A 16584-nucleotide genomic window follows, 5' to 3' on the forward strand; every position below is an offset into this window, starting at 1 on the left:
GAGCCGTGTGATGGGAGACTATCAAGCACGGTTCTGTGAGAGGCTTAGGGTGAAATTCCCTTTGCCTACTCGACTAGCCAACGTTACCTGTAATTGATGAAAGAGAAGACTTATATATTGATATTTATTTTCCTAATTAGCGGTTTGGAGTTGCTAAATAAGAAAGGAATAAAGGTTAATCCTCCTTTCGCTTTATGCAGCAGAACGTCAGACTGTGCAAAAACTCCCTTTAATTGTTGATAACTACACATCAGATACTTAGATGTTGATTCTATGATTTATTATCTTGAAAGTGAATCAAATACGGAGAGCTATGGTTCATCAGCAAGGAGAAGATCGCAATCAAATGTTCATGTTTAGCCTGGAAGGAGCAATTGCCCCGGATGCCTTTGTCAGGGTAGTTGACGCTTTTGTCGATGCAATAGACCTAAAGAGCTTTGGATTTAACCATGTCGAATGTAAAGAAGAAGGTCGCCCGCCCTATCATCCTGGTGCATTAATGAAGCTCTATTTATATGGGTACCGTTACGGTATTCGCACTTCACGACGATTAGAACGTGAAGCACAGACAAACATTGAGGCCATGTGGCTATTATCGGGCTTACGGCCCAAGTATAAGACAATAGCCGATTTTAGGAAGAATCACCCCAAAGCATTCAGAGAAGTTTTTCGTCGTTTTGTTTGCCTGCTAAAAGAATGGAAACTGATAGATGGAGAAACCATCGCCATTGACTCATTTAAAATACGGGGAGACAACTCCTTAAAGAACAATTTCAATGAAAAGAAGCTGAAACAACACATCGAATACATCGATAATAAGATAGCTGAGTATGAGGTGCAATTGGAACAGGCAGAAAAAGCAGAAGAGAAAGAGGCTTTAACCAGCAAGATAAAAGAGCGCCAAGATAAGAAAGTCAAGTATGAGCAAATAAAGAACCAATTGGATGAGAGAGGTGAAGACCAGATATCGACCACCGATCCGGATGCCAAATCAGTTGTCTTTCAGCGCAACTCGGTGCGAGTAGGCTATAACATCCAGGCTTCATCGGGAGCCAAACACAAATTGATGGTTGAATTTGGTACAGGAGACGTTAATGACACCCATGCCTTGGCACCTATGGCGATAGCTTCTAAAGAATTATTACAGGTAGAAGAACTTAGTGTATTGGCTGATAAAGGTTACCATACAGGTGAGCAGCTGCATCAGTGCCATACCCATAATATTACCAGTTTTGTTTCTCCAAAAGAGCCCTCTACAAAAGACACAGGTCTTTATCCGATTTCGGCATTTATTTACAATACAGAACATGACTACTATACATGTCCTTGTGGCAGCAAGATGCTAAGTAATGGCAAATGGCACAAACGCTCAGAAAACCGACGAAGAAAAAAGAGTGATACACTCTTTAAACGCTATACTACCAAGGATTGTAAAACTTGTGATTCCAGACAGCTCTGTACTCAAAGCAAAGTTAATGGGCGTAACATTGACCGCAGTCAATATGCTTATGACGTCGAACTAAACAATCAACGAGTCAATAATAACCCTGAATACTATCGACAGCGTCAACAAATAACCGAACACATGTTTGGTACATTTAAACGACAATGGGGCTTTACCCACACACTTCTTAGAGGTAAAGAGAAAGTGTTAGGTGAAGTGGGGTTATTGTTTATCAGCTATAACCTTAGTCGAAGTATCAACATCATTGGTGCAAAAAAGTTAATTGATATGCTGAAAAAGCATGCATCAAAATTAAATTATCAAGTTAGAGCAATTTTAAGCCTATTTGAGGCTCTGAAATTTCAAAGTTTAGAAGTTCAATTGTCATGAAAAAGCGCCAACATAACGCCCCATATAGGACAAATACAACCTAATTGTTACCTTTTATCCAATATAAATGGGTTTATTACACAAACTCCCGTTGGCTTGCATTAGATACTACAATACCTCATAAATGATGAATAGATTGATAACGTATATTTTTGTGACAATAGGCTTTTTATTGACACCAATAACTGAAACTAAAGCTCAAAGCATCAATTTCAGGACGGACTTAGAGAAGTACAATGGATTTTACACAGCTATTGAAATGACTGGTGGAAATATTCCTATTGAAAAAATCCCAGATAGAATTAGAAACTATAAAGACCGACTGTAGCCTTCCCTGAAAATGTAGCCTTCCCTGAAAATCGGACAGTTTAGAATTGTACTAATTAGAATGAAAAGTACTTTTTCTGTACTTAATAGATCGTCAATAAATAAGCGAGTTATATGATGTCAGTACCAAAGTACAGAAAAGTACCATCAAAAAGCTACTACTGGTCCAATTTTCTCATTGCATCGATTAAGTAATGCTTATTGGGTTTAGTATAGAGCTCTGTAGTCTTAATTTCAGTGTGTCCAAGCATTTTACTTACATATTTAAGTGCTACTCCTTTATGTAAAGTGTTGGTTGCAAAAGAATGTCTGGCACAATGAAAACTAATGTTACTTGCTTTGTTTATTTTACATTTTGTGATTGATTTTCGGAGTATTTTATTGGTATTCTGATTTGTTATAACTCTAAATATCGGCTTTCTAGTGTTGGCTACATATTTAGGTAGGTATGTTAAAGCTTTTTTTGTTAGAGGTATAACAACATCAATTTTAGTTTTATGCATTTGTTTCTCGACAGTTTTCCAGTCATCAACACCACCATCTTCATTTGAAAGAATTGAATTGGATATAATGTGATTGGGGGTTAATAGTTTAACATCCATAAATCGTAATCCGGTATAACAGCTAAATAAGAAATACTGAAGTACATTTTTTTCTCCTTTAGGTATATTTGATGAGTTGTAATATTTTTCAAGTAATTCTACTTCATATGAAGTTAAATACTCTCTTTTACCTGGCACCTTATGTAATTTAATCTTTTTAAAGACATTGGTATCTAATAAGTCATTCCTAATGGCGTCATTCAAAACAGCTTTTATAAAACCTAATGATTTGGTGATTGTATTTGTTTTATTGCCAAGTTTCGTGTGCATATAGTTTTTGTAACCTTGAATAAAGTCAAGATTGTTCACTTCTGATAGCTTTAGGGTTTTGATATTTTTATAATTATCAAGTTTGGTTAGTTGACTTTTGTAAGTTCGTTTGGTATTTGCAGATATATCATCATGTTTATCAATGTACAAGTTTGCAAATGCAAAGAAACTATCCTTTGAGAAATTGCCACGAAACTTATTTGTGAATTCAGTGAAGGTTGGCGGCTTGTTAAACCTGATAAAATCATTATTGATTTTCTTGGCCTTCGTTATTGCATCAACCAGCTTCAAATTATTAATGCTACTATCTTTAACGGTAGAACGAATTCTTTCCTTTTTTTCAAGCCAGTCGTCATTTAAGCAATAAATACCCAGTGAAAAGTATTTAGACTGTCTGTTGATGGTAATTCTTAAATAAATCGGATGAGAACCATCTGTTTTGGAGTACGATTTTCTTAAAACTAATTTTGAACTTGCATTCATATTATTTCCTTTTTTGTAAAACAATTGTCAAACAAATCTGGAAATAAGTTGAGATTTAGACATTCAATTAGTTTAATAGAATTCGTCTAAATAGTTGAAAATGAAATGATTTGAAGTTTCATATTTCAAATCATTTCACTTTTTGGTGGAGCTGCGGGGGATCGAACCCCGGTCCAGACAAGGAAGCTTTGCGCTTTCTACATGCTTAGCTAAGACTTAATTTTCGAATAATAACTGGATCAAAGCCACCGATTATTACCTTATCCTTTTAAGTTTCGGAAAAGATCCAAGGCTTACCTTTTCCTAGTTCTGATTTTCCAGCATCTCTAATGCGAACCGCCTCAAAACGTTAGCATTCGCGAGATGTCTCGTTTCAGCACCTAGTGCCGAAATAAAGCTAATCTACTATGATTCGATTAAGCAGCAAGAGCAAAATTATTTTCGCCAATTAAAATGTTTGAGATCCGGGATTAACGAGCCAGCATCACGACGCTCGACATGCTTACACATCACTTTGCCAAGCTGTCAAATCCACGTCAGCCCCTTAAAGAAATGCGACTGCAAAAATAATAAAATATGTGTATGGTCAGGCATTTATTAATAGAAAGAGTGCCGTATTAATAATTATAAGACCATAAAAAAGCCATGCTTTACAGCATGGCTCCAATGGAGGATTTTTATTTTATTTCTTATTTAGCGACTGCTAACCATTCTGATGAATCAAGCATCCAGTTCTCAATTGCTAAAGGAGTTTCAGTAAAATCAGTATCGTTAAAAATTGCTGACCAACTGCTTAAGCTAAGCATCCATTCTTCAATGTGTAATTGTTCACTGGCAAATTCGTTAGCAACATATGCGCTACCTTGATTTAAAACCTCCCACTCTTGAGTGTTTAACATCCAGCTTTCAATGGCTATGGTTTCTTCTTCAAATTCGGTGCTTTGTTCGATAATTGAATAGCTCGCCAAGCTTAGCATCCAATCTTCAAGATAAAGCTGTTCCTCAACAAATTCATTGCTGGCGTAAGGACTTGTTGGTGATAATACAGCCCATTCTTCGGTATTCAACATCCAACTTTCAATAGCAAGTGTTTCTTCAGAAAAATCACTATTAGCTGAAGCTATTGTCCAGCTATTGATATCAGTCATCCAGTCCTCAACAGCAATAGCTTGCTCGGTGTATCCTGTAGGTATTGAATAGGTTTTAGCAGGTGCAGTTGTTGCGGCATATGATTCTGTCATCCATGGTTCAATAACGATAGGAGATTCAGCATCACTTGTCATCATTTCTTTAAGATTTACTGAATACGTTTCGGTAATAGGAGCTGTAGAAACATGCTTGGTTAATCGTGAGTTTACCATGTAAGACATGTCTTTGTAAAATGTTACTTTCTCTTCTTGTTGAAAATATGAGAAATAAATACTCAAAGTAAATATGCTTGCTGCAATACCAAAAAACAGGTAGTTTATTACTGAGTTCTTGTGGCTATGGTTAACTGTAGTTTTCATCTCTAATTCCTCCATTGTTTGTTACGTCAATGGTATATCAGATTATGTGCCATGATTTGTAAGTGTCACATATATAGTGGATAAGATGCTTGTTTGGGGTTTTGGGACTTCTTTTTTTGAACGATATTGCAACAAGCCAATGTTCGAAATCGAACAAATAAAAAATCCTGCCAATAATCGACAGGATTTTCATGATGTTTATCTATGAATTTGCTCTTTATTAAGCATTCTTTTCAAGTACACTCATTACTTCAAGTACATGTTTACGACTTGTTTCAAGTAGTTCTTTTTCTGCAGCATTCAAGTCAAGCTCAATTACTTTCTCAACACCGTTTTTGCCTAAAATTACAGGAACTCCAAGGTAACAATCATTGATACCATATTCACCATCTAATTTGATACAAACCGGAAATACTCGTTTTTGGTCTCTTACAATGGCTTCAACCATTTGTGCTGCTGCCGAACCTGGTGCATACCAAGCTGAAGTACCCATTAGTTTAACCAGCTCACCACCACCAAACTTGGTGCGTTCGATAATAGCATCTAGTTTTTCGCTGTCAATTAGTTCAGTAACCGGTATTCCTGCAACTGTTGTGTAGCGTGGAAGTGGCACCATAGTATCTCCATGTCCACCCATCAATACAGCTTGGATATCTTTTGGTGATACATTTAATTCCTCAGCAAGGAAGGCACGGTAACGAGCTGTATCCAGAATACCAGCCATACCCATTACTTTTGTGCGTTGGAATTTAGACGTTAAATGTGCCTGATATGTCATTACATCCAATGGGTTGGATACAATAATGATAATTGCTTCGGGTGAATGCTTAACCACCTGTTCTGTTACAGATTTAACAATGCCGGCATTAGTTGAGATTAAGTCATCACGAGTCATTCCTGGTTTACGAGGAAGACCAGATGTGATAACAACAACATCTGAGTCAGCTGTTTTTTCATAGTCATTGGTCGAACCAACAGTTCTTGTATCATACAAGTTAATCGGAGCTTTTTGCCAAATGTCAAGCGCTTTTCCTTCTGCAACGCCTTCTTTGATGTCAACTAGTACTACTTCGTTAGCAATTTCTCTATATGCGAGAACATCAGCACAGGTTGCACCAACATTACCTGCTCCAACTACCGTTACTTTCATAATAATAGGTATTAATTTAGTGTTATATAATATTTTCCTTAAATCCAGATATTGTGCGGCTTAGTATAGCTTAACATTTACTCAATAAAGTGTTTAATTTTTTGCACACGCAAATATAAAACTTTATTTAGCGACACCTTGATAAATTAGCTCTTTAACGTTTGTTTGCAAATGATGCCGTGCTTATAATATTTTGATATATAGTTGTATGTGAATATTTTTATTTAATGAAAAAATTCTCTATTTAAAGATTTTGGCTTTAAATGTTAATAAACCTGACCATTACCTAATTTCACGAAAAGTTGATTACTCAACCTATAAATTCTATTGTCTGGAACAGAGCTGATAATTTGTATTAGCTTTGTAAAACAATTAACAATTAGAGGCTCATCATGTTTAAATATATTTGTAAATGTCGATGAATAGTAGTGTAAAAGAACATATAATCAATCTAAAAGGCGAGTTAAAGAGTTTGAGCAGTCCATTGGTAATGGGCATTTTAAATATAACACCCGATTCTTTTTTTGATGGTGGCAAGTATCAATTACAGCACGATATTGAAAAACGATGTGAACAAATATTGGCCGAGGGTGGTGAAATAATTGATATTGGGGCCTACTCATCAAGGCCTGGAGCTATCCATATTGATGAAAAGGAAGAAGTTAAGCGCCTGACTGAGGCTTTATCCTGGATACGTAAAAGTTTTCCTGAAGCGATTCTGTCAGTTGATACTTTTAGATCATCAGTAAGTCAATTAGTAGTTGGTGATTTTGGTGTTGATATGATTAATGACATATCGGGCGGCACCATGGATGATGCTATGTTTAAAACTATAGGTGAGTTAGGCGTTCCGTATATTATGATGCACATGCAGGGCACTCCTCAAAATATGCAACTTAATCCAAACTATAAGGATTTGATTGGTGATATCAGCCTCTTTTTTGCGCAGCAAGTGAAGAAACTGGCAAGCTTTGGGGCGAAAGACATTATTTTGGACCCAGGCTTTGGTTTTGGAAAGACCTTAGAGCATAATTATCAACTTTTAAACGAATTAAGACAGTTCGAATTATTAGGGCTTCCATTGTTGGTTGGGGTGTCGCGTAAGTCAATGATATACAAGTTGCTTGATGTGTTGCCTCAGGATGCTTTAAACGGAACTACTGCTTTAAATACCGTGGCTTTATTAAACGGGGCCAACATTTTAAGGGTGCATGATGTCAAAGAAGCCGTAGAATGTATTAATTTAGTGCGTCAACTTAAAAAAGCCTGATTACTAAATGACATTTCTGGATATACGCTTTATCGATTTAGTCGACATTGTTTTGGTAGCTTACCTGATGTTTCGCATTTATAAGCTTATCAAAGGTACAGTGGCGCTTAATATTATGATAGGGATTGCTGCCTTTGGACTTTTCTGGTTCATTATTAACATCTTTAATATGCAGCTATCTACCAGTATAATGGATAAGGTGGTGAGTGTTGGAGTAATTGCTTTTATTGTTGTTTTTCAGCAAGAAATCAGACGTTTTTTGTTGTTATTGGGTTCGAGATATAATGTGACCAATCGATTCTCAATGGATAAGGTCTTTGTATCAGAATCCAAAGGAATGATGTCGATTTATAATAAACCTGTTGTGCGAGCTTGTGTATCACTTGCTAAAACGAAGACTGGAGCCCTGATTGTAATCACTAAAAATTCAGAATTACTGGATTATGTACAAACGGGCGAACTTATAAATGGCGTTATTTCAACCCAATTAATAGAGAATATTTTCTTTAAAAATAGCCCATTGCATGATGGAGCTGTTATTATTACCGGAAATAAAATAAAGGCAGCAGGATGTATTCTACCTGTTTCTCAAAATACAGCTTTACCTAAACGTGTTGGTTTAAGGCATAGAGCTGCCATGGGCATTACCGAATCAACCGATGCACATGCCATTGTAGTGTCTGAAGAAACCGGGCGAATTTCCTTTTTTAGTAAAGGGCAAATGGAGATGGGGGTAACAGATGAAGAGTTACAAGAATTTTTGAACAAATCCTGACATATGAGTTTTAAACTAATAAAGTAGAAAATGATATGCCGCAAAGGCTCACAAAATATAAAGTTGCTATTAGTGGAGCAACAGGTTTTATTGGTACAGCATTAAGTAGTTTTTTAGAAAGTAATGGTTTTGATGTCATTCGTCTAAAACGCCATCATTTTACATCAAAACGCGTTGGACAGCTAAATAAATTACTAAATGGATGTTCTGTCATTATTAATCTCGCAGGAGCACCTGTGGCTGCCAAAAAATGGACCAAGGCTTATAAACACGAAATATTAAATAGTCGCATCGATACTACAGAACGCCTCGTGGAAGCGATACATGAAATGACAACCAAACCCGATGTTTTTATCTCCACTTCGGCTGTCGGGATTTATGATAGTTATGAGGTTCACGATGAGTTTTCGACGAATTATAGCAATGATTTTTTAGCCGATGTATGCCAACAATGGGAAGCAAGAGCATATCGGGCACAGTCTTTAGATAATGTTCGCTTATGTATTGTCCGGTTGGGTGTGGTACTGGGTAATGAAGGAGGTGCATTTCCTCGAATGATAAAACCTTTCAAACTTGGTCTTGGCTCAAAGTTAGGGGATGGACATCAGGTATTTCCATATATCCACATTAATGATGTATTGAGCGCCTTTTGGTATCTCATTCAGCGAAAAGCATCACACGGTATATACAACTTTGTAGCACCTCAAATGATTTCTAACCTTGAAATAACAGAAGCTCTGCAGAAAAGGACGCGTAAGTCACTTCTGCCAGCAGTGCCCAAGGCAGCACTTCGCTTGCTTTATGGCGAAGGAGCTGAGTTATTACTGACTGGACAGAAAGTGAAACCTAAAAGACTCGAAAAAGATGGTTTTCATTTTGCCTTTCCTGATATTGAATCAGTACTTGACGATTTGTGCTATTAAGTGCTCTAATTGATGTACCAATATACTGCATGATAATGCGAATAAGCACCAGCTACTACGAACACATGGAAGATGGCATGGTTAAAAGGTATGCGTTTAATTTGATATAAGATAGCGCCAACAGTATAAAAAACACCGCCAATAGCCAGCCAGGTTAGCGCTTCTTTAGAGAGGGCATCGAGCAATGATTTACTTGCAATAATCACTACCCAGCCAAGTGCTACATAGCTAATCGTTGATAACAGTCGGAATCGCCCTGTAAAAAAAAGTTTTAATATAATACCAGCAATTGCCAGACCCCAAACACCTGCCATCACCAAATAAGCAAAAGGTGTTGCAATGCCCAATACAATAAACGGAAGGTAAGAGCCGGCAATCATTAAATAAATAGCACAATGATCAAATACTTTAAGTTTGCGTCGACGATTTGGGTCTTTCTCTGAATGGTAAAGGGTGGATGCCGTAAAAAGGGTAATAATACAAACTCCATAAATAGCGTAGATAGTAAAGTGTAAAGGACTGTTCGCTTTTACAAGTAGTAAAATTAGCGATATAATGCCTGCTACAATTCCTGTCAAGTGACTATATATGTTTATCTTCTCTTCAAGCGGGCTGTAAGTTGTGGTTTTATGCTGCATTTTTATTTCAAAAATAGTTGAATAAATGATGAAAATAGTCAAAAAATCAATTGTTTTCATTTGAAACGATAGTTCAAACTTCTTAAGAAAAGTTTGTTTTATCTACCCCTTTGCCTTTTAAGAAGTTTCCCTTAGCCTTGTAGACTTCAGGGTTAAACCAAAGAAGCTGTAGGCTTAAACCCTGGGTGTCCTTCGGTTAAACCTTGGGTGTCCTTCGGTTAAACCCTGGGAAGTCTTGGGTTAAACCCTGAATAGTGTCTGCTTAAACCCTGGGAGAAATAAAATAGGCTTTTACTTCGGTGAGTAAAAGCCTATTATCAATTTTTATTATAAAGCTTGATTTACTGTAGTTGGTAGATAAAAGATTCTAAAGGTTGCAGGCTCATTTTAATCGAACCAACTCCATTATTGATTTTTAAGGTGTTATTTGAACCATACAGTACATCTGTCAGCTGGTACGAACCATCTTTTAGTCCCCATTTTTTAATTATTTCAGCCGGAACTTTCAAGGAAAAAGCTTCAGCATCTGCTGGCTTAAAGCTAGATGTAATTATCAACTTTTCATCGCCACTCCATCTCACAAAGCTGAAAACCTTATCGCCATATCCTTCTGTATTTGCACGATTGAAACTGTGAATTTCTTCATATTCACCCATTAAAGCAGTGCTTTTAGTTGAAAAAGTAAGTAATCGTTTATAGAAATCTCTTAAGGCTTTTTCATCGTCAGATAACTGGCCTCCGTCAAAGGCACCGTTATTCATCCAACGCTGATGATGTGGAACACCGATGTAATCAAAAATACTGGTGCGACTGTTACTGCCAAAACCAGCATCTTCGGCACCTGGTTCACCAACTTCTTGCCCAAAATAAAGCATGGTAGGAGCGGTGCTAATGCATGTAGAAACGACCATGGCTGGCATGCCTTTATCGGCATCTCCTACAAATTCTGGACTGGCAATGCGTTGCTCATCATGGTTTTCAAGGAAATGCAGCATGTGGTGCTCAATATCTTTTAAACCTTCCTGGATGGCTGGTAAATTGTCTGTCAAGCCATGTCCTTGCATAATGTGCTTTAGTGTATCGTAGAGTTCTACTTTGTCATAGAGGTAGTCCATCTTTCCTTTATGGATATAATCGCGATACAAGGATGGGTTGTATACTTCTGCCAAAAGAAAAGCATCAGGATTGGCATTTTTGATGGATGAATTCATGAAACTCCAAAATTCAACCGGTACCATTTCTGCCATATCAAAACGAAAACCGTCTACACCAAGTTTGGTCCAATACAAAGCAATATCACGAAATTTAATCCACGAATCAGGCACTTGTTTATCTTGCCAGAAATCAAAATGCGCTTTTTCATCCATTTGGTCATAATCCTCAGGTAAAAAAGGGAAATCGAAGGTTCCATCAGGACGAACGCCGTAATTAATTTTTACGGTTTCGTACCAGTCGTGGAAGCCAGGTTGTGCAAGTCGCGAACCATTGCCCGTCCATTTTGCCGGATTTTCATCAAATTGTCCATCAGATAACGGATGCTTCTCGCCACCCAATGGTTGGTAGTTATTCTCAGCAGCTGGTACTTTAAATGTCTCACCCGGGATGTAATAGAAGTTGTTATTAGCAGCATATTCAACACTCGTATCGTCAGTAGCGCCAAAATCCAAAACGCCTTCTGGGTTGTTCTTTCCTTCATAGTGACGTGCTACATGGTTTGGTACAATATCGATCAGTACCTTCATGCCATGTTTATGGGTACGTTCAATAAGTGCTTTAAACTCATCAAGGCGCTTATCAGGATCATCTGCCAAGTCAGGATTTACCTGGTAATAATCTTTAACAGCGTACGGAGATCCGGCACGCCCTTTTACTGCATCCGGATCATCATTTGAAATACCATAGGCCGTATAATTATTGATAACAGCATGGTGAGGAACACCTGTGTACCACATGTGAGTTACACCAAGGTCTTTCAGTTCGATTAAGGCTTTATCGGTGAAGTCATTGAATTTTCCAACGCCATTTTCTTCAATGGTGGCCCAGGTTTTGTTGTTGGTATTAGTATTGCCAAATAAGCGGGTGAAAACCTGGTAAACAACAGCTTTTTGTTCTGTTTGTAATGCAACTTGTTCCTGCTTTGGCTGCTGACAGGCCCAAAGTAAGGCAAGCATAAGTGCGAATGATAATAATTTCTTCATATATGTCATGTTGTATTTGTTTTTACTCTGTAATAATGGTGAGGATATTATTGCTCAATTTTGTTTTGATGTGCAGCTTGCCTGTTTTAGACTTATAAGCAGCGCCTTCATCAAGTTTGTTTAATCGACGTAATGAACCACCAATTTTATATTCTTTATCATCAATTTTAATGTGCTTGGTTTTACGATGAAAGTTATGCACTACTATTTCTATTTCACGCTCTTGAGGCATGCCTTCATATTGATATCGTAGTGGTGTTAACTTAAAGGTTAGATAACCTCTGTTGATACAATCAAATAGTATTGTTTCTGATTGTTGTTTTAAATGGCTGTCTTTGGTTTTTCCATCATCTTCATACATATATCCATGACCATTATGAACAGCATCATCATGGTAATAGTGTAAAGTCAGTTGTTTAGATGAATATTCTTCGGCATTCATAAATTTAGGCACCATAGGAATAAATGCACCAGCTTTGATAAATACAGGGATGGTTTTAATATCAACGGGCACATCAACATATTGACCACCATAATGTTTTTCGCCCGTAAAATAATTATACCAAATATGATGGGCTGGCAGATATACCTTTTGTGATGTAACTCCTTTTTCAACTGCCGGTGATACCAAAATGTCATCGCCCCACAAGTATGTTTTAGTTTCATCTAATAACTCGGGGTTTTCGTCCATGTAAAAAAGCGGACGCATCATTGGGAGGCCAAGAATTGCATTTTGATGCATTATGGTATAATTATAAGGCATTAATTGGTAGCGAAGGTTGATATATTCTCGAACAATATTTTTTGTGCTATCGGGCCAAAAAATAGGTTCAGGAGGTACATCTTCCTGTGCATGAGTTCTAAATATGGGTTGAAAAATGCCGTATTGCAACCAGCGGGTATAGAGTTCATCGTCCCGATAATCACCTGCGAAACCACCTAAATCGGAATGCATGTAACCATGTCCCTGCATGCCCATTTGAAGTGAAATTTCGATTTGCGATTGTAATCCACCCCATGAGCGGTTGACATCACCCGACCATGGCACAAGACCATAGCGTTGCGAACCAATGAAACCAGAACGCATGAGAATAACAGGTCGAGTTTCGGGGAAATCATTTCTATAACCTTCGTGCAGCACTTTGGCCCATTCGTGGCCATATAAATTATGCACTTCATCAGCACGACCATTGACGTGTAGTAAATCATCCGGATGTACTTCGGGTTCGCCTAAATCGCCCCACCAGCCATCAACACCACTAAAGGTATGCTTTTTATAAATAGTCCAAAACCAATCCTGTGCTTCGGGCTTAAAGATATCTAGTAATGCAGTGGTTCCAAAAAAGAAATCGAAGATATAAGGACTTCCATCAGCCTTAGTTCCCAATAAATTTTGTGCCGCACATTCAGCATATTTTCCACTATTCTTTAAAATGAATGGTTCGGTGATTAAAACAGTTTTAACACCTTTTTCTTTATTTCGTCTCAGCATTAATTCTGGTTCAGGAAATGAATCGCGATGCCATTCAAGGTTACCCATGTGGCCGGTAACGTCGGGACCAAACCAGTAGAGATCAAGCACAATACCGTCTAAAGGTATTTCATCTTCAATGTATTTGTCAATTACAGATTCTAATTCTTCTTGCGAATGATAGCCCATGCGAGATGAGATATTTCCAAGCGACCAACGAGGTAACATTGGCTGACGTCCGGTTAACTCAGTGAAGTTGGCTACAAGTCCCTGCCAGGTATCTGATATGACTACAAAATAACTTTGACGCCCACCAATGGTTTCGAATTGCAGGATGTCTTCTTCTGTTTTTCCTAAATCGAGCCATCCGCTGGCACCATTGTCAAAGCCAAGCATGTATTTCTCCGACGAGATAACCAAAGGCATGGAGTAATACATTAATTCAGCATGTGTTTCATAGCCATATGAGGCCCGGTTGTATAGCTGTAATCGGTGCCCTCGGCGATTCATCCCAAGCGCCCGCTCACCAGCTCCGAATAGGTGTTCTGTTTTATTCAGGTTAAACCGAAAGCCACTAATACTATCGTTGGAAAAGTAACCTTGTTCTTCTGAAAACAGGAATTCGCCCAATCGATAGTAACAAATTTTAAAAGGCTTTTTATTAATGACAGCAGATATTTTGGTTGTGGCAAAGTGTATTTGGTGCTCATCGTTTAAGTAGGTGATTTTATCCAGATAAGGTTCATCAATGATAGCATTGGAAGGAAATGGAGTGGCAGTCGAATCTTCAATGAAATGAATTTCAAGATTAACATCGGAATATGGAGTGATTATTATTTTACCATCAGAAACATTAAGCGTGAGTATATTATTGTTAAGGTTGGCCGATACAAACTCACGTTCTTTGTTTTGAGCTGAGATTGAAAGACTGAATAATAAGTATATTGGAAGTAACAGGCTTGATAATCTGATAGTCATACCGATTTATTTTTGTTTTAATAATGTCGTAATTGGCACTAAAAAGCTTATAAATTCAATAAAGCAAGATACAAATAAGGAGTCTTTATTAACAATTGTTAGTGAGGAAATTAGCTCGTTGACAATAGTTAATAGCGATTTTGCGTTTCGGTGTTATAGGAAGATTGTCAGAGTGTTGTAGTTACTTATGTGGAAAGTTTAAATTGGATAGTAGACAAAAATGTAGATGAATATTTTTGTAATAAGCTATTTGCAAACGTTTTCGAACGTAGTTGTAAAGTTGTATTTCTTACCTGAAGATGATTGGTTTTTTCAAAGTAGGCATATTTAGTGAATTGTTTTATCTTAGCGCCCCAATTATTTAAACAAATTATTAAAACATATACGATGAGTAAAGTAGTTATTAAGAGTTTTGACGAATTAGAAAAATTAATAGGTAGTGACCTTGGAATTTCTGATTATCATGAATTTACTCAAGAGCAAATTAACCTTTTTGCTGATGCCACTTTAGATCACCAGTGGATTCATACCGATGTTGAAAAGGCCAAAGAAGGACCTTTTGGAAGTACAATTGCACACGGTTATTTAACACTTTCAATTTTGCCACACCTGTGGAATCAGATTGTAGATGTGCAAAACCTTAAAATGCAGGTTAACTACGGTATCGAAAAGTTGAAATTTAATGCACCAGTATTGGTTAATAATAAAGTACGCTTGCATGCCAAAGTAAACAATGCGGTAAATTTACGTGGTGTTTGCCGTGCTAATATTGGTATCAAATTAGAGATTGAAGGAAGCAGAAAGCCTGCTTACGAAGGAGAGATAGTATTCCTTTATCACTTTAATGCTTAATCAGTAGAACGAAAATAAACAAAAAAGGTGCTCCTGGGCACCTTTTTTTTATTGAAGTATGTTGTTAAGAGTATTGATTGATTGCTTCTTCTAGTCTGTTAAGAGCTTCGTCCATTTCATCTGTAGCTAATGAAATGCGAATATGCTCCTTAGCGCCAAAAGCTATTCCCGGAATGACTACAACACCATTTTCTTTTGAGGCTGTTTCAAGACAGAAGTCTTTAGTGTCTTCTCCCACTATTGAACTCAGCTTAGGAAAGATATAAAAACTACCTCTTGGGCTATTGAAAGGTATGTCCATACCTTTAAGAAAACTTTCAACTTTATCGCGATTGTTCTTCAAAACCTGATTGTAATCTTGAATTGTAGCATTGGTTTCTCCTTTAACAATCGGTAAGGCAGCAAATTGATTGACTGTTGGAGGTGTGCTAATTATAGTAGCATTGTTGGAAGTAAGCGCCTTGGCCAATTGTTGATTGCGGGTAACTAACCAACCAACACGAAGCCCGGCTACAGCACCACTTTTAGAAACGCCATCAGCGGTAATGGTACGTTCAAAGTATTTTGAAAAAGACTCAAATGCTGTTCCCTCATACACTAATGCACCATATATTTCATCCGAAATAACATAGCCTTCTGTAAGTTTTTGTTCAAGAAGCTTTGCCAGTGATTTTAATTCATCGCTTGTGAACACCTTTCCAGTTGGGTTCGATGGTGAGTTTAGGATAATAATGTCATCAGGTAAAATCAGTTCCTCTAAAGCTTGAAGGTTGATACTGAAATCATCATTAAGCGGATAACAAAGAACTTCAAGTCCAAAATCAGCCGGAATCTTCTTATAAATACCAAAATGAATGGATGGAATGAGAACACGTTTGGCTCCAAGCTTCTGAAGAGTTCGGATGGAGGTATAAATCGCATTCTGAACTCCAATGGTTACAACCACATTGGTTTCATCATAATCAAAGCCATCTTGTTCATGTTGTTTTTGAGCAATGGCTTTTCTGAGCCCCGGCAAACCAGCATTTTGAGTATAAGATGTTCCTCCATTACTCCAGTTGTTTTGCAATGATTCAAATATCTTTTTATCTACCCGAAAGTTTTTTAATTCGCCTAAGCCCAAGCTAATGCCACTTGGATGTTTTGATAAATTCACTTCGCGGATAGCGGGTAGGGGAAAGTTGGTATTGGCTAATCGCTCATCGATGCTCATAATTTTATGCTTTTATTTGAAGCTGCAAAAGTACAGGCTTTCTTTTAGACAAAAAAAAGAGGGCAACTTTAAAAGTGCCCTCCGGATGCCAA

Annotated in this window: 13 protein-coding genes and 1 other RNA gene; 6 read left to right on the forward strand and 8 right to left on the reverse strand. The window is 37.4% G+C overall.

Going from position 1 to position 16584, the window contains the following annotated elements; all coding sequences use genetic code 11:
- Positions 1 to 313 precede the first annotated feature (313 nt).
- Positions 314 to 1834, forward strand: a complete 1521-nt coding sequence (locus JIV24_RS05605) for an IS1182 family transposase (protein ID WP_200464039.1) — start codon at positions 314 to 316, stop codon at positions 1832 to 1834.
- A 124-nt stretch (positions 1835 to 1958) separates the two neighbouring features.
- Entirely contained in the window at positions 1959 to 2162 is a 204-nt protein-coding gene (locus tag JIV24_RS05610) for a hypothetical protein (protein WP_200464040.1), read from the forward strand.
- A gap of 157 nt (positions 2163 to 2319) precedes the next feature.
- On the opposite strand, the gene JIV24_RS05615 is transcribed toward JIV24_RS05610, so the two are convergent.
- The 4 genes from JIV24_RS05615 to mdh all read right to left on the reverse strand — a co-directional run bounded on the left by JIV24_RS05615 (position 2320) and on the right by mdh (position 6174).
- Positions 2320 to 3516, reverse strand: a complete 1197-nt coding sequence (locus JIV24_RS05615; protein WP_200464041.1) for a site-specific integrase — start codon at positions 3514 to 3516, stop codon at positions 2320 to 2322.
- Positions 3517 to 3659: 143 nt separating this feature from the next.
- Positions 3660 to 4060, reverse strand: a transfer-messenger RNA (tmRNA) gene (gene ssrA, locus JIV24_RS05620).
- 145 nt (positions 4061 to 4205) lie between these two features.
- The gene (locus tag JIV24_RS05625) at positions 4206 to 5039 is read right to left on the reverse strand and encodes a hypothetical protein (protein ID WP_200464042.1); all 834 of its coding nucleotides are present in this window, start codon (positions 5037 to 5039) and stop codon (positions 4206 to 4208) included.
- Positions 5040 to 5244: 205 nt separating this feature from the next.
- Positions 5245 to 6174 carry a malate dehydrogenase gene (mdh, locus tag JIV24_RS05630; protein WP_200464043.1) on the reverse strand — a complete coding sequence of 310 codons (930 nt, stop codon included), beginning with the start codon at positions 6172 to 6174 and terminating at the stop codon, positions 5245 to 5247.
- Positions 6175 to 6586: 412 nt separating this feature from the next.
- Between mdh and folP the strand changes: the two genes are divergently transcribed.
- From folP to JIV24_RS05645, 3 genes are read left to right on the forward strand one after another with little or no spacing between them, the layout of a single operon-like run.
- Positions 6587 to 7444: a dihydropteroate synthase gene (folP, locus tag JIV24_RS05635; protein ID WP_234445716.1), complete on the forward strand. Its 858-nt coding sequence runs from the start codon at positions 6587 to 6589 to the stop codon at positions 7442 to 7444.
- Positions 7445 to 7451: 7 nt separating this feature from the next.
- Positions 7452 to 8219: a diadenylate cyclase CdaA gene (gene cdaA / locus JIV24_RS05640; RefSeq protein ID WP_200464044.1), complete on the forward strand. Its 768-nt coding sequence runs from the start codon at positions 7452 to 7454 to the stop codon at positions 8217 to 8219.
- Between the two features lie 35 nt (positions 8220 to 8254).
- Complete coding sequence (locus JIV24_RS05645; protein ID WP_200464045.1) at positions 8255 to 9142, forward strand: TIGR01777 family oxidoreductase; 888 nt, start codon at positions 8255 to 8257, stop codon at positions 9140 to 9142.
- A 5-nt stretch (positions 9143 to 9147) separates the two neighbouring features.
- Here the strand turns inward: JIV24_RS05645 and trhA are convergent, their stop codons facing one another.
- The 3 genes from trhA to JIV24_RS05660 form a co-directional block, all read right to left on the reverse strand.
- Positions 9148 to 9840 (reverse strand): PAQR family membrane homeostasis protein TrhA, encoded by a 693-nt coding sequence (trhA, locus tag JIV24_RS05650; RefSeq protein WP_234445717.1) that lies wholly within the window; start codon positions 9838 to 9840, stop codon positions 9148 to 9150.
- Between the two features lie 281 nt (positions 9841 to 10121).
- A complete protein-coding gene (locus JIV24_RS05655) occupies positions 10122 to 11978 on the reverse strand; it encodes an alpha-amylase family protein (RefSeq protein ID WP_200464046.1) in 1857 nt (618 codons plus the stop codon).
- A 22-nt stretch (positions 11979 to 12000) separates the two neighbouring features.
- Positions 12001 to 14427: a glycoside hydrolase family 31 protein gene (locus JIV24_RS05660; protein WP_200464047.1), complete on the reverse strand. Its 2427-nt coding sequence runs from the start codon at positions 14425 to 14427 to the stop codon at positions 12001 to 12003.
- Between the two features lie 387 nt (positions 14428 to 14814).
- Between JIV24_RS05660 and JIV24_RS05665 the strand changes: the two genes are divergently transcribed.
- Positions 14815 to 15279, forward strand: coding sequence for a MaoC family dehydratase (locus JIV24_RS05665; RefSeq protein WP_200464048.1), 465 nt, complete (start codon positions 14815 to 14817; stop codon positions 15277 to 15279).
- A gap of 64 nt (positions 15280 to 15343) precedes the next feature.
- Here the strand turns inward: JIV24_RS05665 and JIV24_RS05670 are convergent, their stop codons facing one another.
- On the reverse strand, positions 15344 to 16492 hold the full coding sequence (locus tag JIV24_RS05670) for a pyridoxal phosphate-dependent aminotransferase (RefSeq protein WP_200464049.1): 1149 nt from the start codon (positions 16490 to 16492) through the stop codon (positions 15344 to 15346).
- Positions 16493 to 16584: the final 92 nt, after the last annotated feature.

It is taken from the genome of Carboxylicivirga marina, from assembly GCF_016612505.1.
GTDB classification, from domain to species: Bacteria; Bacteroidota; Bacteroidia; order Bacteroidales; family Marinilabiliaceae; genus Carboxylicivirga; species Carboxylicivirga marina.

What these genes read in the sequence shown, in the direction of transcription:
- JIV24_RS05605 (WP_200464039.1), top strand. Translation starts at nt 314, where the DNA reads ATGGTTCATCAGCAAGGAGAAGATCGCAATCAAATGTTCATGTTTAGC.
- JIV24_RS05610 (WP_200464040.1), top strand. Translation starts at nt 1,959, where the DNA reads ATGATGAATAGATTGATAACGTATATTTTTGTGACAATAGGCTTTTTA.
- JIV24_RS05615 (WP_200464041.1), bottom strand. Translation starts at nt 3,516, where the DNA reads ATGAATGCAAGTTCAAAATTAGTTTTAAGAAAATCGTACTCCAAAACA.
- JIV24_RS05625 (WP_200464042.1), bottom strand. Translation starts at nt 5,039, where the DNA reads ATGGAGGAATTAGAGATGAAAACTACAGTTAACCATAGCCACAAGAAC.
- mdh (WP_200464043.1), bottom strand. Translation starts at nt 6,174, where the DNA reads ATGAAAGTAACGGTAGTTGGAGCAGGTAATGTTGGTGCAACCTGTGCT.
- folP (WP_234445716.1), top strand. Translation starts at nt 6,587, where the DNA reads ATGTCGATGAATAGTAGTGTAAAAGAACATATAATCAATCTAAAAGGC.
- cdaA (WP_200464044.1), top strand. Translation starts at nt 7,452, where the DNA reads ATGACATTTCTGGATATACGCTTTATCGATTTAGTCGACATTGTTTTG.
- JIV24_RS05645 (WP_200464045.1), top strand. Translation starts at nt 8,255, where the DNA reads ATGCCGCAAAGGCTCACAAAATATAAAGTTGCTATTAGTGGAGCAACA.
- trhA (WP_234445717.1), bottom strand. Translation starts at nt 9,840, where the DNA reads ATGAAAACAATTGATTTTTTGACTATTTTCATCATTTATTCAACTATT.
- JIV24_RS05655 (WP_200464046.1), bottom strand. Translation starts at nt 11,978, where the DNA reads ATGAAGAAATTATTATCATTCGCACTTATGCTTGCCTTACTTTGGGCC.
- JIV24_RS05660 (WP_200464047.1), bottom strand. Translation starts at nt 14,427, where the DNA reads ATGACTATCAGATTATCAAGCCTGTTACTTCCAATATACTTATTATTC.
- JIV24_RS05665 (WP_200464048.1), top strand. Translation starts at nt 14,815, where the DNA reads ATGAGTAAAGTAGTTATTAAGAGTTTTGACGAATTAGAAAAATTAATA.
- JIV24_RS05670 (WP_200464049.1), bottom strand. Translation starts at nt 16,492, where the DNA reads ATGAGCATCGATGAGCGATTAGCCAATACCAACTTTCCCCTACCCGCT.